Source organism: Paracoccus sp. SCSIO 75233 (assembly GCF_027912675.1).
Classification (GTDB): Bacteria; Pseudomonadota; Alphaproteobacteria; order Rhodobacterales; family Rhodobacteraceae; genus Paracoccus.
In genome coordinates, this window is sequence record NZ_CP115757.1 from 2,440,845 (window position 1) to 2,465,981 (window position 25,137).

The following is a 25,137-nucleotide window of genomic DNA, read 5'->3' on the forward strand; positions in this document are numbered from 1 at the left end:
CAAGTAGGCCCGCATGCGCTCGACCGCGCTCAAGCAATTTCAGAGGCTGGAGGCACAGGGAAACTGGCGCTCCGCACCGGGTGAAGCGCCGCGTGAGGTGATCGTTTCCATTGGTGAAGCGACGCTGATCCTGAGCGATCCGAAATCGGATAAGCCTTTGACACACTGGTCGCTTCCGGCGGTTGAACGGACCAACCCCGGCAAGATGCCTGCCATCTATATTCCCGCTGCAGTCAAGGGCGATCAGAGCCACGAGACGCTGGAGATCGATGACACGCTGATGATCGAGGCGATTGACAAGGTGCAGACCGCAATCGCCGCCCGCCACAGCCATCCGGGGCGTCTGCGGGGAAGCCTGACAATCGCCGCTTTCATCGCCATGCTGATCGCCGGGATCATCTGGCTGCCCGGAGCGTTGCGCGACTATGCTGTCCGCATTACCCCGGCGGCAGAGCGGTCAGCCATCGGCACTGCGCTGCTGAACCGGATCACCGCCATCACCGGCGCACCCTGTCGCGACCCTGCTGCTGAAGCGACCCTGATCCGGTTGTCGCGCCGCATCGGGCTGCCGGGCGACACCCGGATCGTTGTGTTGCCCGAGCATGTGCCGGGCGCGATCATGTTGCCCGGGCAGATGCTGATCGCAGATGCCGCCCTGATCCAGCAGCAGAAGGAGCCGGAGGCGCTGGCTGGCCATCTGCTCGTCGCGCAGCTTGAGGCGGAACTGAACGATCCCCTGCGTGTCGTGCTTGAAGGGGCGGGGCTGCGGCAGGTCATGAGCCTTCTGACCAGCGGCAAGCTGTCGGACAATGCGCTTGCGGGGCTGGAAGACGCCCTTTTGCGAGACGCGGACCCCCACCCAAGCGATGCGGAACTGATCGCCGCGTTCACCGATGCCCAAATTCCCAGCACGGCCTATGCGACAACGCTTGATGACGGGGGCCACACAGCCGCCACCCTGACCGAAGCCGACCCGTTTCGCACCCGGCCCAGCCCGCCCGTGCTGAGCGAGCGGGACTGGAACACGCTTCAGCAGATTTGCGTCGGGCGAGGCTGAGTTTCCGGGTCTGGCTTACCGCGCCACGGCATTTCGATAGCCAGCCCGCCTGAGCCTGTTGAGCGCCGCGATCAGCCTCTCCCGCGATTGGAACGGACCGGCCATGACGGCGCGTTTCTCCTCCGGGTCATCGATCCGCTGCCGCACGACCGGGTAGCCGAGTTTCATCAGGGCATTCGCGGCAATCCTGACCCCTGCCGCCTCGAAACGCCCGATCTGGATATAGCGTGCATGGGCAGGGATGCGTTCGACGGTTTCCGGCGGCGCGATTCTTGCGGTCCGGCGATGTGTATTCCGATTGTCGGTCGCGTTTCCTTTGCTGACCCGCCGACGGTCGGACACGCCCGGTTTCACTGGCGGTCTGCGAACAGCAGAAGGCGCAGCGGCAGCCAGATTGGGCGATATACGCTTCACCTCGCGCATGCCTTGCGGTCGTGCCGCAGCAGCCGCGAAACTGCTTAACCCATCCGAAGGCATCGCCTCTCCGCCAGCGCAGAACCCGCCGGTCGGGTCCGTAAAACCCAAACCATGTCCTGAACCGGCTGCCTGTAGCCCGAGCAGCCCGCACAGGCGATCCGCACTACCCGGCAACGCCGGACGTATCTCCACAGCCTTCGCAACCTCAATCGCTTCGGTGATTTCGGCGGTCAGCCCCTTGAGCACGGCCTGCCGTTGCGCCGTGCCGGTTGTTTTCCGGCGATCACGCTTTTCAGACGGGCGGGGTTCAGCGTCGTCCGCCACGACGGCAGGCTCGGGCCCGTCATACAACGCCGCCGCAATCTCCCGCTCCGCCTCCGCGATCACATCTGCAAGGCCGTCTGGTTCATCCCCGACATCTTCCGCTCCGGCGTTCGCGACCAGGCTCGGCGGAAAGCCGCAGATCGGCATGTCGTAGTCGTCCATCCGCGCGGTCCAGCTATGACCGTTGCGAAGGAACACGCATCCCAGGCTGTCGATATATTGCCTGCCGGGAAAGTCGCGCGGCGGTAGTTCCGCGGGCTGCCGGGCAAATCCCGACCCGGCCCAGAGGACCACGAGGACAGATAGAAATACCTTACACAGAAAACCCATCGACCCGCCGAATCAGCCTTTTGACCGTTCTACCCAGATCGTGCTGACGTGGGGTTAATGCCTCACTTGGTGCCGAACATCCGGTCACCCGCATCACCCAGACCGGGAACGATATAGCCGTGATCGTCCAGCCGTTCGTCCAGCGCCGCCGTGACAATCGCCACGTCGGGATGCGCATCCTTCATCCGCGCCACCCCCTCCGGCGCGGCCAACAGGCACAGAAAGCGGATGTCGGTCGCGCCCGCCTGTTTAATGAGGTCAATCGCGGCTGCCGACGAATTGCCCGTGGCCAGCATCGGGTCGACCACGATGGTCAGCCGCTCATCCAGACCGGCGGGCAATTTCGAATAATACTGCACCGGCTGTAGCGTTTCGGGGTCGCGATAAAGCCCGACAAACCCAACCCGCGCAGAGGGGATCAGTTCGAGGATCCCGTCCAGCAACCCGTTCCCCGCCCGCAGGATAGAGACAAGCGCAAGTTTTTTGCCCTCCAGCATCGGCGCGTCCATCGGCTGCAACGGCGTCTCGATCCGCCGGGTCGCAAGCGGAAGCTCGCGCGTCACCTCATAGGCCAGCAGCAGGCTGATCTCGCGCAGAAGCTGCCGGAACCCGGCCGTGGAGGTCGCCTTGTCGCGCATCAGGGTCAGCTTGTGCTGCACCAGAGGATGCTGAACAACGGTCAGATGCTGGTCGGACATATGCGCTCTCCTGTCGGCGGATCGTCGGGGTGAAACCGTCCTAGCCTTAGCCGGAGCCTTCTGTCTATGGCTGGTCGAACAGCTTGCCGAGACGCGTGCGCGTCTCCCGGTCGCAGAAGGCAGCTTCGGCGGCGGTTCGGTTCAGTTCCGCAAACTCCGCCTCGCCCCAGCCGAATGCGTCATGCAGGCGTTCATATTCATGGCTCAGCGTGGTGTGGAAGAAGGGCGGATCGTCGGTAGAAACCGTGACCCGGACCCCCGCATCCGCGAGCCTCGCAATCGGGTGATCCTGCCAGTCGGGATAGATCCCAAGCGCGATATTGGAGCCGGGACAGACCTCAAGCACGATGCCTCGTTCGGCCAGATCGCGCATCAGTTCGGCATCCTGAACCACATGGACACCGTGACCGATGCGGCTGACGCCGAGGTCCAGCACATTGCGAATCGATTGCGGGCCAGCCCATTCGCCCGCGTGACAGGTCAGGCCAAGCCCAGCCTCGCGCGCGCAATCGAAGCTCCACGCGAAATCGCTTGCGTTCCCTACGGTTTCCGCGCCGCCCATGCCGAAGCCGGCCACCCAGGCGGTCCCGTCCTCGCTGCCGGTCTCCGCCGCGCAGATTGCGGATTTCCGGGCGCGTTCGGGACCGAAATGGCGGATCGCGGTCAGAATGGCACGGCTGTCGATACCTTGCGCGCGCATCTCCGTCGCGACCTCCTCCAGCGCGCCGAGGTAATCGCGCCATGCAATCAGATCGCCGCCGCCGCAAAATTCGGGCGACACGAACAGCTCGGCATAAACTGCACCCTGCTCGCCGCAATTCTGCAAGACCTCACGCAGCAGTCGCGCATAGTCCTGCGGCGAGGTGATAACGGATGTCGCAGCCTCATAGACACGCAGGAAATCGGCGAAGTCGCGATAGCGGTAGTTCCCGCGTTCATCGAAAATCTGCGCCAGATCGGTCTGCTTCTCCGCCGCCAGCCCGCGAATGAAACCGGGCGGGGCGGCGCCTTCCAGATGCAGGTGGAGTTCGATTTTCTTTATATCTTTCATCACATCCAACCCCTGCGTCAGAGAAAGCTCTTCCCGTGCCCCGGCAGCGCCAGCCCGAGATGCGCCATCACACTGGCCCCAATATCCGAAAACCCCACCTGCCCCACGGCGCGCGCACCCGGACCAGCGCCCAGAACCGGCACCCTCTCCCGCGTGTGATCGGTGCCGGTCCATGACGGATCGTTGCCATGATCGGCGGTGAACAGGATCAGATCGCCGGGACGCAGCTTTTGCAGCGCCTGCCCGACGATCCCGTCAAACCACTCCAGATGGGCGGCATATCCGGCAATGTCGCGGCGATGACCATACAGGCTGTCAAACTCCACGAAATTGGCGAAGGTCAGGCTGCCCGGCTCGGCCTCGTCCAGCAGGCGCAGCAGGTGTTCGGCAAGTGCGGCGTCGGATGTCCCCTTGTGCAATGCGCTGATGCCCCGATGGCTGAAAATATCCCCGATTTTCCCGATGGCATGGGTGGCCCGCCCGGCCCGCATCGCAATGTCGAGGATCGTGTCCGAGGGCGGCGGCACCGCGAAATCACGCCGGTTCGCGGTTCGCTGAAAGCTGCCGGGTTGGCCTACGAACGGCCTCGCAATGACCCGGCCCACTTTCATTTGGTGCAGCATTGGGGCGAGATCTTCGCAGAGCTTCAGAAGCCGGTCGAGGCCAAAGGCGTCCTCATGCGCAGCGATCTGGAACACGCTGTCGGCAGAGGTGTAGCAGATCGGCCAGCCAGTTTGCAGATGCGCCTCGCCCAGCTCGTCCATGATGACGGTGCCGGAGGCGTGCTTGTCGCCCAGAATACCGTCCGTGCCCGCCAGTTCGCACACTCTTGCCGTGACATCCGGCGGAAAGCTCGGCTGGGTATCGGGAAAATAATGCCAGTCCCACGGCACCGGCACCCCGGCGATTTCCCAATGGCCTGACGGCGTGTCCTTGCCCGGCGAAATCTCCGTCGCAGCCCCCCACAGCCCTTCGGGCGTGGCCCCCAGTCCTGGCGCATCCAGCCCGGAGGCAAGGCGCAGCGCGGCACCCAGCCCGAGACGGTCGAGATTGGGCAGGTCCAGCCGCCCGGCCTCGGCCATGTGCAGAACGGTATTCGCCCCGGTATCGGGACGGCCATCGTTGTAGAAGCGGTCGGCATCCGGCGCGCCGCCGATACCGACCGAGTCCATGACCACCAGAAACGCCCTGCTCATTCGCCCGCCTCGATTTTATCAGCCCCCTGTTTCGCCGGAGCCTTTATGTGATCGCGTATCAGCGGGCCGGGATCAACTGGCTGCTCAGTAATGCGGTACGCAGCCAGCACGGCGGCAATCGCGCCATCCGCATCCGCTTCTGTGCGGGCATGGACCAGACCGATCTGCCCCTCCGTCGGTTCGCCCAGACGCCGCAACCCCGACAGGCCGACCCGGTGGTCAATGGCATCGCCCGCGCGAACCCGTCCGCCGCCGAGAGCGATCACCGCCTGACCGAGGGCCGCAGCATCTATTTGCGCCACATACCCCTCCGGCACCGGGATCGGTCGGATCACCGGGGCTGTAGGAAGATGCTGGTCGGGGTTGTCCAGAACATCGGCAGGGCCGCCCTGGGCTGCGACCATCCGCGCGAAAACCTCCGCCGCGTGACCCGACTCAAGTGCCGCCGTCACCTTGGTCAGCGGTTGTTCCTCACCGACCAGTGCCAGCACCTCCGCCGCCAGCGACAATGACAGGTCACGCAGGGCCGAGGGCGCGCCGCGTAACGCCGCAATCGCCTCCCGCACCTCCAGCCCGTTTCCGGCGGCGCGGGCGAGCGGCTGGTCCATGTCGGAAATCATCGCGGAAGTCCGGCACCCGGCGGCGTTTGCCGTCGCCACCAGCGAGCGGGCCAGATCCTGCACCTCCTCCGCCGAACCCAGAAACGCGCCCGAGCCGGATTTCACATCCATCACCAGCGCATCCAGCCCTGCCGCCAGCTTCTTCGACAGGATCGACGCGGTAATCAGATCGACCGAAGGGACGCAGGCCGCCTCGTCCCGTATCGCATAAAGCCTGCGGTCGGCGGGTGCCAGATCCGCCGTCGCCGAGACGATGGCACAGCCGATTTCCCGCACCTGACGGCGGAATGCCGCCTCCGACAGATCGCAGTTGAAACCGGGGATCGCCTCCAGCTTGTCCAGCGTGCCGCCCGTATGGCCAAGCCCCCGGCCAGAGATCATTGGCACGTAGGCCCCGCATGCCGCCAACACCGGTGCGAGGACGAGCGACACCGTATCGCCAATCCCCCCGGTCGAATGCTTGTCGACCACAGGGCCGGGCAGATCCCAGTGCAGCACATCGCCGGAATCGCGCATCGCGGCGGTCAGCGCGGTCCTGCCCTCGGCGCTCAGCCCCCGCAGCAGCACCGCCATCGCAAACGCTGCAGCCTGCGCGTCGGAGACGGAACCATCCGCCAGCCCCTGTGCGATCACCCGGGCCCCGTCCTGATCCAACCCGTTCCCCTCACGCAGCCGCGCGATGACGGGGCGTGGATCGACCCGCCCCTGCCCCGCATCGGCGGCGCGGGAGGTCACGGGGCGGCGCCTTCCATATGGCCCGCATCGAACCGACCCGGCAGCAATCCGCCAATCGTCGTAGCCTCCGTCGCACCGGCGGTCGTAGCCAGCAGCACCGGGGTCTTTCCATCGCCGAATTCGGCCAGCTTCTGCCGACAGCCCCCGCAAGGCGGCACCGGGCTGGGCGAATCCGCGATCACCGCGACCTCCGTCAGCCGTGTCTCGCCCGCTGCGATCATGGCGGCAATCGCCCCGGCCTCGGCACAGGTGCCTTCGGGATAGGCCACGTTCTCCACATTGCAGCCGCGATAGATCGCCCCCGATGCGCCGCGCACGGCGGCACCAACCTTGAAATTGGAATAGGGCGCATAGGCGACCTCGCGCACCTCGCGGGCGGCATCAAGAAGCGACATGGGACTCTCCGATCTGGTCGGCAAACTCTGCGCGGTCGCGTGCGCGGATGCAAGTTGCCGATTGGTTAATCCTTCGAACCGGCAATAGCTGACCCGCGAACGATCTTTCGCTTTCCCCACAAACTGTTTTGTCCCGGTTCGGGGTGGACTGCTTGTGAAGCTCTGCGAAACTGGTTTAACGCTGAACGAGATCAGTATTTTACCGGCACGCGCCGTGGTGACAGGCAGAGAAGGAACGCAGATGGAAGACCGCCGACAGGACAAACCCCGCACGCCCGCTCTGGATTACCACGAATTTCCGCGCCCCGGTAAGCTGGAGGTACGCGCGACCAAGCCCCTCGCCAATGGCCGCGATCTGGCCCGCGCCTACAGCCCCGGCGTGGCCGATGCCTGTATGGAGATCAAGGACAATCCGGCGGATGCCGCGCGTTATACCGCACGAGGCAACCTTGTGGCCGTCGTATCGAACGGCTCGGCGGTTCTGGGGCTGGGCAATATCGGCCCGCTGGCATCCAAGCCGGTGATGGAAGGCAAGGCGGTTCTGTTCAAGAAATTCGCCAATATCGACTGTTTCGATCTGGAAATCGACCAGACCGATCCGGAAAAACTCGCCGCCATCGTGCAGAGCCTTGAGCCCAGCTTCGGCGCGATCAATCTGGAGGACATCAAGGCCCCGGACTGCTTCATCGTCGAAAAGATCTGCCGCGAAACGATGAATATCCCGGTCTTCCACGACGACCAACACGGCACTGCCATCGTTGTGGGCGCGGCGGCCACCAATGCGCTGCGCGTCGTCGGCAAGAAATTCGAGGACATCAAGATCGTCTCCACCGGCGGCGGCGCGGCCGGGATTGCCTGCCTGAACATGCTGCTGAAACTGGGTGTGCGGCGCGAGAATGTGTGGCTCTGCGATATTCGCGGTCTTGTCTATAAAGGCCGGACCGAGGATATGACGCCGCAAAAGGCGGAATACGCGCAGGACAGCGATCTTCGGACGCTGGATGAGGTGATCGACGGCGCGGATATGTTCCTTGGCCTCTCCGGCCCCGGCGTGCTGAAAAAGGAAATGGTGGCGAAAATGACCGGGCGTCCGGTGATCTTCGCGCTTGCCAACCCGACACCGGAAATCATGCCGGACGAGGCGAAGGAGGTCGCGCCCGACGCCGTGATCGCCACGGGCCGCAGCGATTTTCCCAATCAGGTGAACAACGTCCTGTGCTTCCCGTTCATCTTCCGCGGCGCGCTCGATGTGGGGGCGACGCAGATCAACGATGAAATGCAGCTTGCCTGTATCGAAGGCATCGCCGCCCTTGCCCGCGCCACGACCGCCGCCGAAGCCGCCGCAGCCTATCGCGGCGAGACGCTGACCTTCGGGCCGGAATATCTGATCCCCAAGCCCTTCGATCCGCGTCTGATCGGCGTCGTGTCGACCGCCGTTGCGAAAGCGGCAATGGAATCGGGCGTCGCGACCCGGCCCATCGAGGATATCGAGGCTTATAAGCGCAAGCTCGACGGCTCCGTCTTCCGCTCCGCCCTCATCATGCGTCCGGTTTTCGAGGCCGCAGGAACCGCCTCACGCAGCATCGTCTTCGCCGAGGGGGAGGACGAACGTGTGCTCCGCGCCGCAAATGCGATGCTGGAAGAAACCACCGATGTCCCGATCCTGATCGGCCGCCCGGAGGTGATCGAGATGCGGGCCGAGCGTGCGGGACTGCCGATCCGCCCGGACAAGGATTTCCAGATCGTGAACCCGGAAAACGATCCGCGCTATCGCGAATATTGGGAGACCTATCACGAGTTGATGGCAAGGCGCGGCGTCACGCCTGATCTCGCGCGCGCAATCATGCGCACCAATCTGACCGCCATCGGCAGCGTCATGGTCCATCGGGGCGAGGCGGACAGCCTGCTTTGCGGCACGTTCGGGCAATATAGCTGGCACCTGAACTACATCACCCAGATCCTCGGTCGCGGCGGACTGTACCCGCAGGGCGCGCTGTCGATGATCATCCTTGAGGACGGCCCGCTGTTCATCGCCGACACGCAGGTCCATCATTCCCCGACGCCGGAGGAGATCGCGAAGACCGCCATCGGTGCCGCGCGCCATGTCCGCCGCTTCGGGCTGGAGCCGCATATCGCGCTGTGCAGCCACTCACAATTCGGCAATCTCGAAACCGATTCCGGCCAGCGTATGCGGGCAGCGATGGAGATCCTGCACGACCGCGAGGTCGATTTCAATTTCGACGGGGAAATGCATATCGACGCGGCCCTCGACCCGGAAATCCGCAGCCGCATCTTCCCCGGCTCCCGGCTGGAGGGTGCTGCGAATGTGCTGATCTTCGCAGGCACCGATACCGCATCGGGTGTGCGCAACATCCTGAAAACCAAGGCAGGCGGGCTGGAGGTCGGGCCGATCCTGATGGGGATGGGCAACCGTGCCCATATCGTCACCGCTTCGATCACGGCGCGCGGGCTGCTGAACATGTCAGCCATCGCCGGAACCCCGGTCGCGCATTACGAGTAAGCGCTCAGCCCCGGCACCCGCCGGGGCCATATGGCTTGATCTGGATCAAACTGTCCCCGTAACCTTCCCTATATCGGCTTTCACAGGGAGGTGGAGACAATGACATATAAAGACGTCTACGATTCGTGGAAGGCCGATCCGGAGGCCTTCTGGATGGAGGCGGCGCAGGCAATCGACTGGGTGAAACCGCCGTCGAAGGCCCTGTTCGACGACAAGGCGCCGTTCTACGAATGGTTCGCTGACGGCATGGTCAACACCTGCTGGAACGCCGTCGACCGCCATGTCGAGGCCGGGCGCGGCGACGAGATCGCGATCTACCACGACAGCCCGATCACCCGTGCCACCAAGGGCATCACCTTCTCCGAACTCCAGACCCGCGTCGCAACGCTCGCCGGGGCCTTGCGGGCGCGTGGGATCGAAAAGGGCGACCGGGTCATCATCTACATGCCGATGATCCCGCAAGCGATCGAGGCGATGCTCGCCTGCGCACGGCTGGGCGCTGTGCATTCGGTCGTCTTCGGCGGGTTTGCCGCGCATGAACTCGCCGTGCGGATCAACGATGCCAAGCCGAAGGCAATCATCGCCGCCAGCGGCGGACTGGAGCCGAGCCATATCGTCCACTACAAACCGCTGCTCGATCAGGCCATCGACGAGGCCGAGCACAAACCCGAATTCTGCGTCATCTTCCAGCGCGAAGAAGAAGTCGCCAAGCTGATCGAGGGTCGCGACTTCAGCTGGTACGGGTTCCAATACGGGATCAAGCCGGTGGATTGCGTGCCGGTCGAGGGCAATCACCCGGCCTATATCCTGTATACCTCCGGCACGACAGGACAGCCGAAGGGCGTGGTTCGTCCGACCGCCGGGCATCTCGTCGCGCTCGCCTGGTCGATGAAGAACATCTACAAGATCGAGGCGGGCGACCGCTTCTGGGCCGCATCCGATGTCGGCTGGGTCGTGGGTCACAGCTATATCTGCTACGGGCCGCTGATCGCCGGCGCGCAAACCGTGGTGTTCGAGGGCAAACCCATCGGCTGCCCGCATGCCGGGGTGTTCTGGCGCACGATCCAGAACAACCGCATCAAAAGCTTCTTTACCGCACCCACTGCCATCCGCGCCATCCGCCGCGAAGACCCGAACGGCGAATATATCCGCCGCTACAAGCTGCATGATCTGCAAGCCCTGTTTCTGGCCGGGGAGCGCGCCGATCCCGAAACCGTCAAATGGGCACAGGAACATCTCGGCGTGCCGGTGATCGACCATTGGTGGCAGACGGAAACCGGCTGGGCCATCGCCGCGAACCCGCTGGGGATCGAGGAATTGCCAGTCAAACCCGGCAGCCCGACCGTGCCGATGCCGGGATACGACATCCAGATCCTCGATGAGGGCGGGCATCCGGTGGAGGCCGGTCAGCTCGGCTCCATCGCGATCAAGCTGCCCTTGCCGCCCGGTACGCTCTCGACGCTCTGGAACGCGGATGACCGTTTCGAAAGCTCTTACCTGTCACGCTTCCCCGGCTATTACGAAACCGGCGATGCAGGTTATATCGACGAGGACGGGTATCTCTACATCATGGCGCGCACCGATGACGTGATTAACGTCGCCGGGCACCGCCTCTCCACCGGCGCGATGGAGGAGGTACTGGCCACCCATCCCGATGTCGCCGAATGCGCCGTCATCGGCGTCAACGATGCGCTGAAGGGGCAGATGCCGCTCGGTTTTCTGTGCCTCAAGAAAGGCACAACGACCGAACCCGACCAGATCGTCCGCGATGTCGTCCGCATGGTCCGCGAGGAAATCGGCCCGGTCGCCGCGTTCAAACGCGCCGTCGTCGTGGAACGCCTGCCCAAGACGCGGTCCGGCAAGATCCTGCGGGCGACGATGGCAAAAATTGCCGATGGCGAGGAATGGAAGATGCCCGCCACCATCGACGATCCATCCGTTCTGGACGAGATTTCAGCGGCGCTTAAAGGCAGCTAAACCAGCCCCGCCTGAAGATGGCGGAAAACGAAGTGTGCACCCCGTCCGCCTGCGCGGTCGGGGTGCGCCTGTCCCGAATCCAGCCCCGCTAGCCAACCCCAACATAGGGACACGCTAACCACATATTGTATTGTCTTTTATGTACGACCCAACTTGCAGGAGGCCAGCCTGCGAATCAAGCTTTCTTTGATTCGCGGGCTATTATTTTTTTGGACAGGTCAACGCTCTGGGCGAAAACCTATAGCAAAACCGACTGCGCCAGCCCAAGAAACGCAAAAAAACCAACCACATCCGTCACCGTGGTCACGAAAGTGCCTGATGCAAGCGCCGGGTCTGCACCAACCTTTTCCAGCGCGAGCGGGACCAATATCCCCGCCAGAGCCGCCACGAATAGGTTAACAACCATTGCAACTGCAATCACTCCGGCCAGTGACACGCCGTCGAACCAGATCCACGCGACCACCCCCATCACGATGGCGAAGCAAAGCCCGTTCAGGACGCCGACCACGGCCTCCCGCCCGACGACGCGCCAGACATTGGAGCCGGTCAGGCTTTTCGTGGCCAAGGCGCGCACTGCGACCGTCAGCGTCTGGGTGCCTGCATTGCCCCCCATGGAGGCGACAATCGGCATCAGAACCGCCAGCGCAACCAGTTCGGAAATCGTGTCCTCGAACATCGCGATCACGAAGGACGCCAGAATCGCCGTCGCGAGGTTGACCGCCAGCCACGGAATCCGCTGCCACAGGGTTTCGACGACCGTATCCGAAATCGACGATTCATCGCCAACACCGGCGAGACGCAGGATGTCTTCCTCATGCTCCTCGTCCAGCACCTCCATAGCATCATCAATGGTGATCACACCGACCAGCCGGTCATGCTCGTCCACCACTGGCGCGGAGATCAGGTGATACTGGTTGAAGGCATAGGCGACATCGGCCTCTTCCGCCTGCGCACGGATGGTGCGGAAGCTCTCCTCTGCCAGATCGGCCAGCCGCGTCTCACGCCGCGCTGCGAGCATCCGGCCCAGTGTCACATAACCGATGGGATGACGGCGCGGATCGACCAGAACGATATGGTAGAACTGATCCGGCAGATACTCCTCGCTGCGCAGATGGTCGATCATCTCACCGACGGTCCAATGCTCCGGCGCGGTGACGACCTCCGACTGCATCATCCGACCGGCGGAGTATTCGGGATAATTCAGCGACTGCTGAACCGCCGCACGATCCGATTCGTCGAGTGCCGCGAGGATTTCCTGCTGTTCCGGCTCCTCCAGCTCTTCGATCAGGTCGACGAGGTCGTCGCTGTCCATCTCCCGCACAGCATCCGCGAGCACCGACTTCGGCAGTTGCTCGACGACTTCGTCACGGATGGATTCGTCGATCTCCGACAGGATGTCGCCGTCGATCTCCCCCGACCACATCGACAGGAAGACACGGCGCCGCGATGCCGAAAGGTTTTCGATGACGTCGGCAATATCGGCCGCGTGCATCGGGTCCAGCAATTCGTCCAGCCGCGACTGGTCCTCTTCGTCGATGGCGTCGCGGATCTGGTCGATCAGGCCACGCGACGGCACGAAATCATCCTCCTCCTCGGGCTCCGGCTCGGGGGGTGTCTGCTCAATCGCAATCTCATCGTCTGACAAATCGGAACGCTGCGGTTCGTCCTGCATGGACACCCCCTTACTGGATCACTGGCAATGGCTTACAGATCGGGCGGCCGTGGCCTCACCGGAACTTTAGTTGAGCCGCCCGGTCGCCACAACGCGTTCAGCGGCGAGCAGTTTCAGCGCCGCCGCATGAATTTCCGGTGTTGCCGCCGCGATAATCTGCCCGCCCTCATGCGCCGGCCCGCCCTGCCAGTCGGTCACGATGCCGCCCGCAGCCTCCACCACGGCAATCGGGGCCACGATGTCATAGGCTTGCAACCCCGCCTCGATCACCAGATCGACCGTGCCGCTGACCAGCAGCGCATAGCCGTAACAGTCCAGACCGTAGCGCGTCAGACGCACCTGCGCCGCGACCCGCTGAAAGGCATGTCGCTCCGCCTCCGTCCCGACCTCGGGGAAGGTTGACAGCAAGATCGCATCCTTCAACGAAACGTCAGACCGCACCCCAAGCGCCTCTTCGCCGCGCGAATTGGTAACCCGTGAGACACCGAGCCCGCCTTCAAAGCGCTCATTGGTGAAAGGCTGGTCGATCAGACCATAGACCGGGCCCGCCTCATCCCTGAGCCCGATCAGGACGCCCCAGCTTGGCGCACCGGCAATGAAGGCCCGCGTTCCATCAATGGGGTCGAGCACCCAGGTCAAACCGGAGGTTCCCGCGACCGGACCGAATTCTTCACCCAAAATCGCGTCGTCGGGCCGCAACCGCCCCAGAATATCGCGCATCGCCTGTTCCGAGGCGCGATCAGCCTCCGTCACCGGATCGAACCCCGATGAAAGCTTGTTATCCGGGCGCAGATTACGGCTGCGAAACAAAGGCAGCGTCTCGCGCCGCGCCGCATCGGCCAGATGATGCGCCGTCCTGATGATCTCCAACCTGTCCACGAATCGTCCCCCGCCTGTTTGCGTCGTCATAGCGCGGAAACAAACCGGCTGACAGGCGCGCGGCGAAATCGCGGGATCAGGCTGCGTGGGACAGAACCCGCGCCAATTCGAAGATCTGGCGACGCTGCGCTTCCGGCATGGCATAATAGGCGCGGATCAGTTGCAGCGCCTCCTTGCTGGCCATGACGTCACCTTCGTCATTCGCCGCGACACGCCCATCGGTCAGCCCCTCGAAAAAGAAGCTTATGGTCACGTCAAGCGCTTTGGCGATGTCCCACAGCCGCGAGGCGGAGACACGGTTCGCGCCGGTTTCATATTTCTGGATCTGCTGAAACTTGATACCCACCTGATCAGCCAGTTGCTGCTGCGTCATCCCGATCAGCCAACGGCGATGACGAATACGCGTACCAACATGCACGTCAACTTCATGCTTCATAACACACCTCACTCAATCTACACGAGCAGTACCGTGCCGGACCCGACACTGGCGACATAAAAATCCCCTTAACACGCCAAAGTTGACGAAAAAAACAGGATTTTGCATACATTTATAACGATGCGAAAGAAATTTCCATGATTTTTCTGAGGGTCACGCGAAAAAACGCATTCATTTCAAGCGAATCGGCAAGGACAACCCCACTCGGACAAACGCCCCGCCGTCGCAAAAATCACCGCCGCCGCGAGACTGTTTCGCGACACGGGCAAGTTGTAATATTTGTCATCCGGCAGATGCAATCGGACCTTCACAACCCGATGAGTCGTTCAACCTATTATAGCATCACCCGCGACAATCCCGTCCGAATCCCTGCCTTTCGCCGCCGGATGATCAGATTCCCGCCGATTAGTTGACAATTTCCGAAGGCGGCGGCAGCGGAAATCCTCCTTTTATCTACAATGCTTGCCGTTTTCTGCGTGTTTTTATTGTAATCCGCCCGGCTTGACCCAATATTGTAGCCAATCGGTGCGCAATCACGCACCGCGTAACGCCAGTAATGGAGAGATTGATGGCTGAATACGACACCCAGCGTCTGGCCCAGGCCCGGACGGGTGCCGCTACCCGCGCCGATATAGATGTCGGCCTTCGTGATTATATGATGAAGGTCTATGGCATTATGGCGACCGGCATGCTGGTCACCGCGTTTTTCGCCCTTGGGCTGAACTTCCTCGCCGTTTCACCCGACGGCACGCTGACCTCGGTCGGCATCGCGGTTTATACCTCGCCGCTCAAATGGGTCCTGATGTTTGCGCCGCTTCTGGTGGTTTTCGCCTTTAGCGCCACGATCTACCGGCTGTCCACGCAGACCGCGACACTGGTCTTTTACGGCTTCGCGGCCCTGATGGGCATGTCGCTGAGCTGGATTTTCCTCGCCTATACGGGCGCATCCATCGCATCGACCTTCTTCGCCACCGCCGCCGGTTTCGCCGGTCTGTCGCTTTACGGCTACACGACCAAGCGTGATCTGTCGGGCATGGGCTCGTTCCTGATGATGGGTCTGATCGGGCTGATCATTGCCTCGATCATCAACATCTTCCTGCAATCGAGCGCGATGCAGTTCGCGATTGCCCTGATCGGTGTGCTGATCTTCGCCGGTCTAACCGCCTTCGATACGCAGAACATCAAGAACACCTATCTGCAACTGCGCGATTCGGATCGTGAGTTTCTGGGCAAGGCCGCCGTTCTGGGCGCACTGAACCTGTATCTGGATTTCCTGAACATGTTCATGTTCCTGCTCCAGTTCATGGGCGCGAGCAACGACTGATCGCAGCCCGGCTGAATGCGAAAGGCCCCGCTCCGGCGGGGCCTTTTTATTTGGTCCTGTCGACCGACAGAGCGAGCCGATCACCCCAGACGGTAATTCGGGCTTTCGCGGGTGATCTGGACGTCGTGGACATGGCTTTCCTTCAGCCCGGCCCCGGTGATCCGCACAAAGCTGCAACCGCCGCGCATATCGTCCACGGTCGCATTGCCGGTATAACCCATTGCTGCGCGCAACCCGCCGACCATCTGGTGAATCACCGTGCCGACGGCGCCCTTATACGGCACCTGCCCCTCGATCCCCTCCGGCACCAGCTTGTCCGTCGCCGCATCCTTCTGGAAATACCGATCAGCCGAGCCGCGCGCCATCGCGCCCATCGAGCCCATGCCGCGATAGGATTTGAAGCTGCGGCCCTGATACAGGATCACCTCGCCCGGGCTTTCATCGGTTCCGGCAATCGCGCTGCCGACCATGGCGCAATTCGCGCCCGCTGCAATCGCCTTGGCAAAATCGCCGGAGAACTTGATGCCACCATCGGCAATCACCGGCACATCCCCGGCAGAGGCCGCGACATCCATGATCGCCGTCAATTGCGGCACACCGACACCCGCCACGATCCGCGTCGTACAGATGGAGCCGGGTCCGATCCCGACCTTCACGGCATCCGCGCCAGCATCGATCAACGCTTTCGCGGCGTCTCCGGTCGCGATATTCCCCGCCACGATCTGCACATCGTTGGAGAAGCTGCGAAGCTGCGCAACCGCCTTCGCAACGCCCTCCGAATGCCCGTGTGCCGTGTCGATCACGACCATATCGACACCCGCATCGACCAGCGCCTGACTGCGCTCGAACCCCTCATCGCCGACGGTAGAGGCCGCGGCGACCCGCAGTCTGCCCAGCTCATCCTTGCAGGCCAGCGGGTTCAGCACCGCCTTCTCCGTGTCCTTCAGCGTCAGCAGCCCGGTCAGATGGCCGGTTTTATCGGTCACCAGCAGCTTCTCGATCCGCCGCGCCTTCATCATCGCGATGGCCTCGGCCCGGTCGGCGGGTTCACGCAGGATGGCCAGGTTCTCCGCCGTCATCATGGCGCGCACCGGCGTATCGTCGTCGCTGGCAAAGCGCATATCCCGGTTGGTCACGATCCCGACGACACGCCCTTCCTCGTCCACCACGGGAAAGCCGGTCACGTTATAGCGGTCCTGCAAAGCCTTGGCGTCAGCCAGCGTCTGATCCGCCTTCAGCGTGATCGGGTTATAGACAATCCCCGATTCGAAACGTTTGACCCGGCGCACCTCGCTGGCCTGTTGCTCCTGCGTCAGGTTGCGATGGATCACCCCCATGCCGCCGGCCTGCGCCATCGCGATCGCCATCCGGCTTTCCGTCACCGTATCCATGGCAGAGCTGAGCAGCGGAATATTCATCCGTATCCGCCGCGTTACTTGCGTCGTCACATCAGCGGTCGAGGGCATCACGGTCGATGCCGCAGGAACCAGAAGTACATCGTCGAAGGTCAGCGCCTCACGAATCTGCATAGCAGCCATCCTTTAGGGGTTCGTTTGGCAGTTCCCCTTTTCACCTTGCGGCGTCTTTGTCCACCCCCGGCAAATGGCGCTTGGCAAGGATCGGCGGCCCGGATCAACCCCAAGAAGAGCTTCCCCCACGACAAGCGTTGCAGCGCAGACACGATTAGCGCAAACAACGTAACCTCGACGTCACGTCACCTTATCGTTACAATTGACGGATGTTCGCGCTCGGGTAGTGTCGTCAGATAACATCCAAACAAGCAATATCTCCAACGGGGGGGAGAGAATGACGAGTAAGCCAATACAAATCTTAGCCAGCGGAACCGCGGCCATCCTGATAACGACCGCGCCGGTCCTGGCCGCCGGGATCGAGCGTTCGACGCAATCCATCGGAATTCTGTTCGAAGAAGGCAACTATGTCGAATTCAACGCACAGTTGACCAGCCCCGACGTCACCGGCAAGGACGTCCTCGGCTATCCGACGAAAAATGTCGCCGATGATTTCAATACGGTCGGCATCGGCTACAAGCATCAGTTCAATGAACAGCTTTCCGGGGCGCTGATTGTCGAACATCCCTATGGCGCCGATATCGCCTACCCGACCGCTGCAGAAGGCGGCTCGGCCATGCTGGGCGGCACGAAGGCGTCGGTGGAAAGTGCGCATATCTCCGGTATCCTGCGCTACAAGTTCAACGATAGCTGGGCGGTACATGGCGGTCTCCGCGTTACCAAGGCATCGGCCGATGTGACGCTGGACGGGCTCGCCTATGGCGGCGCACCGCCGACCGGGGTCTCCTCCTACCGCGCCAAGCTGCAGGACAGCACGCAGGCCGGCTGGCTCGCGGGTTTCTCGTGGGAGCGTCCTGACATCGCGGCCCGCGTCGCCCTGACCTATTACTCGGAAATCGAACATGAGTTCGACACCGAGGAGCGTTTCGGCGCAATGACCGTCGCCAAGGGCACGACCAAGGTCAAAACGCCGAAGCAGATCGCGCTCGACTTCCAGACCGGCGTTGCCCCCGGCACGCTCGTCTTCGGCCAGATCCGCCGCGTCTACTGGAACGATTTCCGCGTCGATCCGGCCTATTTCGTGGGCGTGACCGGCGACGGTCTGGTTGAACTGGAGAATGCCACCACCTACACGCTCGGCGTTGGCCGCCAGTTCACGCAGAACTGGGCCGGTTCCGCCTCGATCACCTATGAACCGGAAGGCGACGAGCTGGTCTCGCCGCTTGCGCCGTCGAATGGCAAGGTGGGTCTGACCCTTGCGGGCACCTACACCCAGGCCAACTGGAAGATCACCGGCGGCATCAACTACACCAAGCTGGGCGATGCCAAGCCGGAAACCGGCACCCCCGACACCGCGCGGGCGGAGATGACGGATAACGACGCGCTCAGCCTTGGCCTGCGGATCGGCTATCGTTTCTGATCCCGGACGGGGCCAATCGCCACACTCCGAGAAGCCCCGCCCGTTGCGGGGCTTTTCTCTTGCCCTGCCGCTGCCTAGATTGCCCCGGACGAAGGAGCCGCAATGATCTACGCAACCGGAAACGACTGGACGCTCAGCAACCGCAAGCGGGTGCTGCTTTTCGGCATGTCCGGGCTGGGCAAGACCTATCTGTCGAACATGCTGCGCGCCTCCGGCAGGTGGTTCCACTACAGCATCGACTACCGCATCGGCACCCGCTACATGGACGAGCTGATCGCGGATAACTTCAAGCGCGAGGCGATGAAGGTGCCGCTTCTGCGCGAATTGCTGATGTCCGACAGCGTCTATATCGCCAGCAATATCACCTTCGACAATCTTTCGCCGCTGTCGACCTATCTCGGCAAGCCCGGCAGCGTCACCCGTGGCGGGCTGGAATTCGACGAATACATGAAGCGCCAGAACCAGCACCGCGCGGCAGAGATCGCGGCGCTGAAGGATACCGGCTATTTCATCGACCGTGCGACCAATATCTACGGGCTGGACAATTTCGTCTGCGACACCTCCGGCTCCATCTGCGAGGTGGTGGACCCCGACCACCCCGACGATTCCCTGCTGGACGAACTCGAACGCAATATGCTGCTGGTCTGGATCAAGGGCTCTGACGCGCATACGGCGGAACTTGTCCGCCGCTTCGACCGCGCGCCGAAACCGATGTATTACCAGCCGGAGTTTCTCGACCGTGCCTGGGTCAATTACCGCATGCAGAAGGAATTGCGCGAGGATCAGGTCGATCCCGACGATTTCATCCGCTGGGCCTATGCAAGCGCCCTCGCACATCGCCAGCCGCGTTACGAGGCAATGGCCACGCGCGGCGTGACCGTCACCGCCGAAGAAGTGGGCGCGGTTTCAACGCCCGAGGATTTCAACGCGCTTATCGCCCGCGCCATCGACCGCAAGACCGCCCACACCGACCGAAAGGAAAACTGAGAATGCCGATCACCCTGCCCAATGACCTGCCCGCCTTCGACATCTTGTCGGATGAGGGCGTGATGGTCATGTCGCCGGGCCGGGCGGCGACACAGGACATCCGGCCGCTGCGCATCGGGCTGCTGAACCTGATGCCGAAGAAGATCCAGACCGAAAACCAGTTCGCCCGCCTGATCGGCGCGACCCCGTTGCAGATCGACTTTCAGCTGATCCGCATGTCGGACCATGAAAGCCGCAATACCGCCGCCGACCATATGGAAAGCTTCTACCGCCCCTTCCGCGAGGTGGAGGCGAGCGGCGAGAAATTCGATGGCCTCATCATCACCGGCGCACCCATCGAGCATCTGCCGTTCGAGGAGGTGACCTATTGGGACGAGCTGACCCGTGTCTTCGGCTGGACCCAGACCCATGTTCATTCCACCTTCGGCGTCTGCTGGGGCGGGATGGCGATGGCGTGGCATTTCCACGGCCTGCCAAAACATCTGCTCGACGCCAAGGCCTTCGGCTGTTTCCGCCACGAAAACACCGCCCCCGCCTCGCCCTATCTGCGCGGCTTCTCTGACGATCTGCTGATCCCGGTCAGCCGCTGGACCGAGGTACGGGCAGAGGACGTGGCAAAGCGTCCCGCGCTCCACACCCTGCTGTCATCGGAGGAGGTCGGCCCCTGCCTGATCGAAGATCCCGGCCATCGCGCGCTCTATATTTTTAACCATCTGGAATATGATTCCACGACGCTGAAGGAAGAATATGACCGCGATATCGCTGGCGGCAAACCCGCCAATGTGCCGGTGAATTACTACCCCGACGACGACCCGTCACGCCCGCCCTCGAACCGCTGGCGCAGCCACGCACATCTGCTCTATGGCAACTGGATCAACGAGATCTACCAGACCACGGAATACGACATCACGAAGATCGGCGACACAGGGCAGTGACGCCGGGCCAGCGTCCGACCGCAGGCTGACGCGTCCGGCCTTTGAGCGTACCGCTTTATCCCAGCAAGCCCGCCGAACAACCGTTCGTTACGCCCCGGCGAAGCAGCATCCGCCCTGGGGGCGGGCAGGCGCTGGCCCGGCGGCGCTATGCGCCTTGTTCCGGGCCGCCCGCAGCCTCCCCCTTTTCACCTCCGCACCCACGCCCCATACTGCGCTATCGTGAATGGAGACCAAGCATGGCCAAGTCGGACAAATCCCCCCATCCCCTGCCCTATGTCGGGGAGATTACCAAATTCCTCGAAAAGGACGCCCCCAAGCCGATCCGCAAAGCCATCGAGCACGCCAGCAAAGGCAAGATGCTCGACCCCTCATATCCCTACCCGGAAAAGATGGACCGGGACGAATATGAGGACCGCATGGAGGAACTCCAGATCGAACTGGTGAAGATGATGCACGACATCACCATCACCGGCAAACGCCTCGTCGTGCTGTTCGAGGGGCGCGACGCCGCAGGCAAGGGCGGCACGATCGAACGCGTGCGCGAAAACCTCAACCCCCGCTCCGCCTATATCGTCGCCCTGCCCAAACCCACAGACCGGGAATCGCGGCAATGGTATTTCCAGCGTTACACCGACTGGCTGCCCGCCGACGGCGAAATCGCGCTGTTCGACCGAAGCTGGTACAACCGTGGCGTTGTCGAACGGGTGTTCGGCTTCTCCACCGATCAGCAGCGCGCCCATTTCTTCAACCAGCTTCCCAATTTCGAACAGATGCTGGTCAATGACGGCACCATCCTCGTCAAGCTGTGGCTGAATGTCGGCCGCGCCGAGCAGCTCAAGCGTTTCCTTGACCGCGAGAACGACCCGCTGAAACAATGGAAGCTTTCCTCCATCGACGTGGACGGTCTGGCGAAATGGGACGAATATACCCAGGCCATCCGCGACACGCTCGCCCGCTCCCACACGGACACCGCGCCTTGGACGGTGATCCGTTCCGACGACAAGAAACGCGCCCGCATCGCCGCCATTCAGACGATCCTGAACGCGGTCGATTATGCCGGCAAGGATGACAAGGACATCGGAAAGATCGACCCCGGTATCGCCGGCGGGCCTGCGATGCTGGACGCCTGAACGGTGCCCGCCACAGCTTGCCGCTTGCGCGAATACATCGCCGCCGCTAGCGTCGATCCATTCGACTCAACACGAAAGGCCATCGTCACATGACCTTGCTCCGCTCTACCGCCATCTTTGCGGCCCTCGCCGCGCCCGCCTTCGCCGCCGACCCGGACCTGACCGTCTTCGACTGGGCGGGTTTCGAAGAGCCCGTGATCTTTCAGGGCTATATCGACAAGCACGGCGACAGCCCGACCTTCGCCTTCTATGGCGACGATGACGAGGCGTTCCAGAAAATCGCCTCCGGCTTCAAGGCCGATATCGTCCACCCCTGCAGCCAGATGGTCTCGAAATACCGCGACGCCGGGCTGATCGAGCCCTGGGATACCTCCCGGATCGAGAATTTCGACGATCTCGACCCGGCCCTGATGGATTCCGAAGTGTTTCAGGATGACGAGGGCGTCTGGTACATCCCGACCGACTGGGGTGCGACCGCCGTTGCCTATAATACCGAGGATGTGCCTGCGGAAGACCTCGCCTCGCTCGATATATTCATCAATCCGGATTATCAGGGCCGCACCTCGCTGCCCGACAGCTCCGACGATGTCTGGGCGCTCGCCTATCTGGCCACCGGCGTTTCCGACTGGACAGATGTGACCGAGGAACAGTTCCAGGCCGCCGCCGACTGGCTGCGTCAGGCCCATGCCAATGTCGCTGCCTATTGGGCGGACCCGTCCGATCAGGCGCAGATGATGGCCTCCGGTCAGGTCGATGTCGCATGGTCTTGGAACGACGGTGTCGTCTATCTGCAAGAGGACGACTACCCGGTCGGTTTCCAGCGTGAGGCCAAGGAAGGCTCTTCCAGCTTCATCTGCGGCTTCATCAACCTCAAGGACGGCCCCGGCAGCGAAGATAAGGTCTACGACTTCATCAACGCCTGGCTGGAACCGCGCGCCGCGAAAGGCCTGCTGGATACGATCGGCTATGGCCACTCCACCCTCGCGGGGATGGAATCGATCAAGGACGAACCCGCCGTGCAAAGCGGCCTCGGCCCGGTCGACGTCCCGATCCTCGCCCAGACCCCAAACGACCCGCAAATGCGCGAGCGCCAACTGGCGGAGTTCGAAAAGATTAAAGCCGGTTTCTGATCCGGTTTCGCGACCGACAAGGGCCGCGCGCTGTCGTGGCCCTTGTCGCGCGCAAACCGTCGCGTCTTGTATATATTGCTGTGCTACAGATGTGATACGCACCGCACACGCGTTGCATATGCCCGTAACACCCCTTGCGAGCGGTATTTTGTCCCCCTATATTCAACGGGTCCGGGCAACCGGACTATGGGCATAAACGCGCTCGTAATAAGCGGATCGGACCCGGGGGCGGTACCCGGCGGCTCCACCATATCACGCCTTCGTTGGGGGGATCTGGGGCCGAAACAGGATCGACGAACGTGTAAAGGGGATGGCTTTGCCTCGGTGAGCGACCACCGTTATCGGTGCAAATTGTACAGTTGCCAACGACAACCGTGCTCCGGTGGCTCTGGCTGCGTAAGCAGCTCGGGTAACCGAAACCTAACTCCTTGCGCTTAGCAGCGTAAGGCGGGGCCGGCAGGAGCCTTGCAACAGAATCCTGCACTTTTCTCCCTTCACATCACCGTCACGCTGCAGCGATAACTGCCTCTGGAGACGGGGGCGTAAGTGGTCGGCTATTTACAACTTTTCACAACCTTCCTGCGGATCGGCCTCATGTCCTTCGGCGGCCCCGCAGCCCAGATCGCCCTGATGCATCGGGAGCTGGTCGACCGCACCGGCTGGCTGTCGGAACGCCAGTATCTGCGCGCCCTGTCGCTCTGCATGCTGCTGCCCGGACCCGAGGCGATGCAGCTCGCCGCCTATGCCGGCTGGCGTCTGCGCGGCATTCCCGGCGGTCTCATCTCCGGCTTGCTGTTTATCCTTCCCGGCGCAATCATCATCGCCATCCTTGCCGCCGCTTATGCCGCCTGGGGGGAGTTGCAGATGATGCAGGCGGCATTCCTCGGCATCAAATCCTGCGTGCTGGTGATCGTGGTGCAGGCGCTGCTGCGGCTGTCCGGGCGGGCGCTGAAATCAACGCTGCACTGGCTGATCGCTGGCGCAGCCTTCGTGGCAATCGCCGTGCTGGGACTGCCCTTCCCGCTTGTCATCATCGCCGCCATGATCGCCGGAATGCTCGGTGCGGTTGCAGCACCGGAGGGCGACGGCGACATCCAGGCACCCACATCTTCCTTATGGATACTCCTACCCGGAATCCCGATATGGCTGGCCCCGGTCGGCCTAGCTTGGGCAGCAGGGGCGGAGTTTCTGACCACGCTCGGCCTGTTCTTCGCCCGCCTCGCCATCGTCACTTTCGGCGGCGCTTATGCGGTGCTGACCTATATGACGCAGACCGTCGTGCAGGATATGGGCTGGCTCAGCACCGGACAGATGATGGACGCGCTCGGCCTGGCAGAGACGACGCCCGGCCCGCTGATCCTCGTCACCGAATTCGTCGCCTGGCTGGCGGGCGACGCGCAAGGCGGCCCGGCGCTTGCCGCCACTGCGGCCCTGCTGTGCCTCTGGGTCACTTTCGTGCCGTCCTTCCTGTTCATCTTCGCGCTCGCGCCCAGCATCGACTGGATCGCCTCCCGCCCCCGGCTTTCCGCTGCGCTGGAGGGGGTTACGGCAGCGGTTGTCGGGGTGATTGGGACGCTTGCGCTCTGGTTCGCGGCGCAGGTTCTGTTCAGCGGTCAGACGGTCATGGTCGGGCCGCTTGGCCTGCCGGATCCGGCGGGGTTCGACTGGCGTGCAGGGCTGATCGCGGCGGCGGCGGCATTGCTGTTGCTTGGCTTCCGCGCGGGCCTGTTGCCGGTGCTTGCGGCCTCTGCCATTGCCGGGTTGCTTATCGCCGGATAACAACAAATCCACGGCAATCCGCCCTTTTCTTCTGGCGGCATATAACTATGCTGACGACATGATGACGAAGGACGGCAGCATGACCCGAGCAATCGACTACGGCGGAATGATGCACCGCGCCATGCAGGGGCTGATCGCGGAGTTGCTGCAGGACGTGGCGGATAATGGCCTTCCGGGCGAGCATCATTTCTTCATCACCTTCGACACCAGCGAGGACGGCGTGGAGATCGCCGATTGGTTGCGCGAGCGTTACCCGTCGGAGATGACCATCGTGATCCAGCATTGGTATGACGATCTGGTGGTGAAGGCAGACAGGTTCGAGATCACGCTGAATTTCGGCAACTCGCCGGAACGCCTGATCATCCCCTTCGACTCCCTGCGGACCTTTGTTGACCCCTCCGTCGAATTTGGCCTGCGTTTCGAAACGCAGGAACATGACGAAGAGGGCGAGGAACCGGTGGTTGAAGAAATCGCTGAGGAGATCGCCGAAGATACCCAGAAACCCGGCGGCGAGGTTGTCAGCCTCGACAAGTGGCGGAAATAGGCAAAACCGTCGGCCCATATCCGACAGCCTGACACACAGCGTTATCCCCGT

Annotated in this window: 21 protein-coding genes and 1 other RNA gene; 12 read left to right on the forward strand and 10 right to left on the reverse strand. The window is 62.6% G+C overall.

Annotation, left to right across the window (positions count from 1 at the left end):
- Positions 1-13: 13 nt before the first annotated feature.
- Positions 14-1,057 (forward strand): hypothetical protein, encoded by a 1,044-nt coding sequence (locus tag PAF12_RS11930; RefSeq protein WP_271107166.1) that lies wholly within the window; start codon positions 14-16, stop codon positions 1,055-1,057.
- A 15-nt stretch (positions 1,058-1,072) separates the two neighbouring features.
- Here the strand turns inward: PAF12_RS11930 and PAF12_RS11935 are convergent, their stop codons facing one another.
- The 6 genes from PAF12_RS11935 to PAF12_RS11960 form a co-directional block, all read right to left on the reverse strand.
- Entirely contained in the window at positions 1,073-1,996 is a 924-nt protein-coding gene (locus PAF12_RS11935) for an SPOR domain-containing protein (RefSeq protein ID WP_271107167.1), read from the reverse strand.
- 194 nt (positions 1,997-2,190) lie between these two features.
- Positions 2,191-2,826, reverse strand: a complete 636-nt coding sequence (upp, locus tag PAF12_RS11940) for a uracil phosphoribosyltransferase (RefSeq protein WP_271107168.1) — start codon at positions 2,824-2,826, stop codon at positions 2,191-2,193.
- Positions 2,827-2,890: 64 nt separating this feature from the next.
- Complete coding sequence (locus tag PAF12_RS11945; RefSeq protein ID WP_271109699.1) at positions 2,891-3,877, reverse strand: adenosine deaminase; 987 nt, start codon at positions 3,875-3,877, stop codon at positions 2,891-2,893.
- Positions 3,878-3,894: 17 nt separating this feature from the next.
- Positions 3,895-5,073, reverse strand: coding sequence for a phosphopentomutase (locus PAF12_RS11950; protein WP_271107169.1), 1,179 nt, complete (start codon positions 5,071-5,073; stop codon positions 3,895-3,897).
- Positions 5,070-6,428, reverse strand: a complete 1,359-nt coding sequence (locus PAF12_RS11955; protein ID WP_271107170.1) for a thymidine phosphorylase — start codon at positions 6,426-6,428, stop codon at positions 5,070-5,072. Before PAF12_RS11955 ends, PAF12_RS11950 begins: the two co-directional genes overlap by 4 nt.
- Positions 6,425-6,823 (reverse strand): cytidine deaminase, encoded by a 399-nt coding sequence (locus PAF12_RS11960; protein WP_368045143.1) that lies wholly within the window; start codon positions 6,821-6,823, stop codon positions 6,425-6,427. The genes PAF12_RS11955 and PAF12_RS11960 overlap by 4 nt, the downstream gene beginning before the upstream one ends.
- Before the next feature lie 241 nt (positions 6,824-7,064).
- Here PAF12_RS11960 and PAF12_RS11965 point away from each other — a divergent pair, with 241 nt between their 5' ends.
- Both PAF12_RS11965 and PAF12_RS11970 read left to right on the forward strand, forming a co-directional pair.
- Complete coding sequence (locus tag PAF12_RS11965) at positions 7,065-9,344, forward strand: NADP-dependent malic enzyme (RefSeq protein ID WP_271107172.1); 2,280 nt, start codon at positions 7,065-7,067, stop codon at positions 9,342-9,344.
- 99 nt (positions 9,345-9,443) lie between these two features.
- Positions 9,444-11,321 (forward strand): propionyl-CoA synthetase, encoded by a 1,878-nt coding sequence (locus PAF12_RS11970; protein WP_271107173.1) that lies wholly within the window; start codon positions 9,444-9,446, stop codon positions 11,319-11,321.
- A 238-nt stretch (positions 11,322-11,559) separates the two neighbouring features.
- On the opposite strand, the gene mgtE is transcribed toward PAF12_RS11970, so the two are convergent.
- From mgtE to PAF12_RS11985, 3 genes are all read right to left on the reverse strand, one after another.
- Positions 11,560-12,993, reverse strand: a complete 1,434-nt coding sequence (gene mgtE / locus PAF12_RS11975) for a magnesium transporter (protein ID WP_271107174.1) — start codon at positions 12,991-12,993, stop codon at positions 11,560-11,562.
- A gap of 66 nt (positions 12,994-13,059) precedes the next feature.
- Positions 13,060-13,902 carry a histidinol-phosphatase gene (hisN, locus tag PAF12_RS11980; RefSeq protein WP_271107175.1) on the reverse strand — a complete coding sequence of 281 codons (843 nt, stop codon included), beginning with the start codon at positions 13,900-13,902 and terminating at the stop codon, positions 13,060-13,062.
- Between the two features lie 46 nt (positions 13,903-13,948).
- The gene (locus PAF12_RS11985) at positions 13,949-14,308 is read right to left on the reverse strand and encodes a helix-turn-helix domain-containing protein (RefSeq protein ID WP_271107176.1); all 360 of its coding nucleotides are present in this window, start codon (positions 14,306-14,308) and stop codon (positions 13,949-13,951) included.
- A 568-nt stretch (positions 14,309-14,876) separates the two neighbouring features.
- On the opposite strand from PAF12_RS11985, the gene PAF12_RS11990 reads away from it, so the two are divergent.
- Positions 14,877-15,632, forward strand: coding sequence for a Bax inhibitor-1/YccA family protein (locus PAF12_RS11990; protein ID WP_271107177.1), 756 nt, complete (start codon positions 14,877-14,879; stop codon positions 15,630-15,632).
- Between the two features lie 80 nt (positions 15,633-15,712).
- On the opposite strand, the gene guaB is transcribed toward PAF12_RS11990, so the two are convergent.
- Entirely contained in the window at positions 15,713-17,161 is a 1,449-nt protein-coding gene (guaB, locus tag PAF12_RS11995; RefSeq protein ID WP_271107178.1) for an IMP dehydrogenase, read from the reverse strand.
- Positions 17,162-17,438: 277 nt separating this feature from the next.
- On the opposite strand from guaB, the gene PAF12_RS12000 reads away from it, so the two are divergent.
- The 8 genes from PAF12_RS12000 (at position 17,439) to PAF12_RS12035 (ending at position 25,086) form a co-directional block, all read left to right on the forward strand.
- Positions 17,439-18,581, forward strand: coding sequence for an OmpP1/FadL family transporter (locus tag PAF12_RS12000; protein ID WP_271107179.1), 1,143 nt, complete (start codon positions 17,439-17,441; stop codon positions 18,579-18,581).
- Positions 18,582-18,683: 102 nt separating this feature from the next.
- The gene (locus PAF12_RS12005) at positions 18,684-19,568 is read left to right on the forward strand and encodes an ATPase (protein WP_271107180.1); all 885 of its coding nucleotides are present in this window, start codon (positions 18,684-18,686) and stop codon (positions 19,566-19,568) included.
- Positions 19,569-19,570: 2 nt separating this feature from the next.
- On the forward strand, positions 19,571-20,503 hold the full coding sequence (gene metA / locus PAF12_RS12010; protein ID WP_271107181.1) for a homoserine O-succinyltransferase: 933 nt from the start codon (positions 19,571-19,573) through the stop codon (positions 20,501-20,503).
- A gap of 236 nt (positions 20,504-20,739) precedes the next feature.
- Entirely contained in the window at positions 20,740-21,633 is an 894-nt protein-coding gene (ppk2, locus tag PAF12_RS12015; RefSeq protein ID WP_271107182.1) for a polyphosphate kinase 2, read from the forward strand.
- 89 nt (positions 21,634-21,722) lie between these two features.
- Entirely contained in the window at positions 21,723-22,763 is a 1,041-nt protein-coding gene (locus PAF12_RS12020; protein WP_271107183.1) for an extracellular solute-binding protein, read from the forward strand.
- Between the two features lie 130 nt (positions 22,764-22,893).
- Positions 22,894-23,248: a transfer-messenger RNA gene (gene ssrA / locus PAF12_RS12025) on the forward strand.
- 61 nt (positions 23,249-23,309) lie between these two features.
- Positions 23,310-24,542 (forward strand): chromate efflux transporter, encoded by a 1,233-nt coding sequence (chrA, locus tag PAF12_RS12030; RefSeq protein WP_271107184.1) that lies wholly within the window; start codon positions 23,310-23,312, stop codon positions 24,540-24,542.
- Between the two features lie 79 nt (positions 24,543-24,621).
- Positions 24,622-25,086: an SspB family protein gene (locus PAF12_RS12035; protein ID WP_271107185.1), complete on the forward strand. Its 465-nt coding sequence runs from the start codon at positions 24,622-24,624 to the stop codon at positions 25,084-25,086.
- Positions 25,087-25,137: the final 51 nt, after the last annotated feature.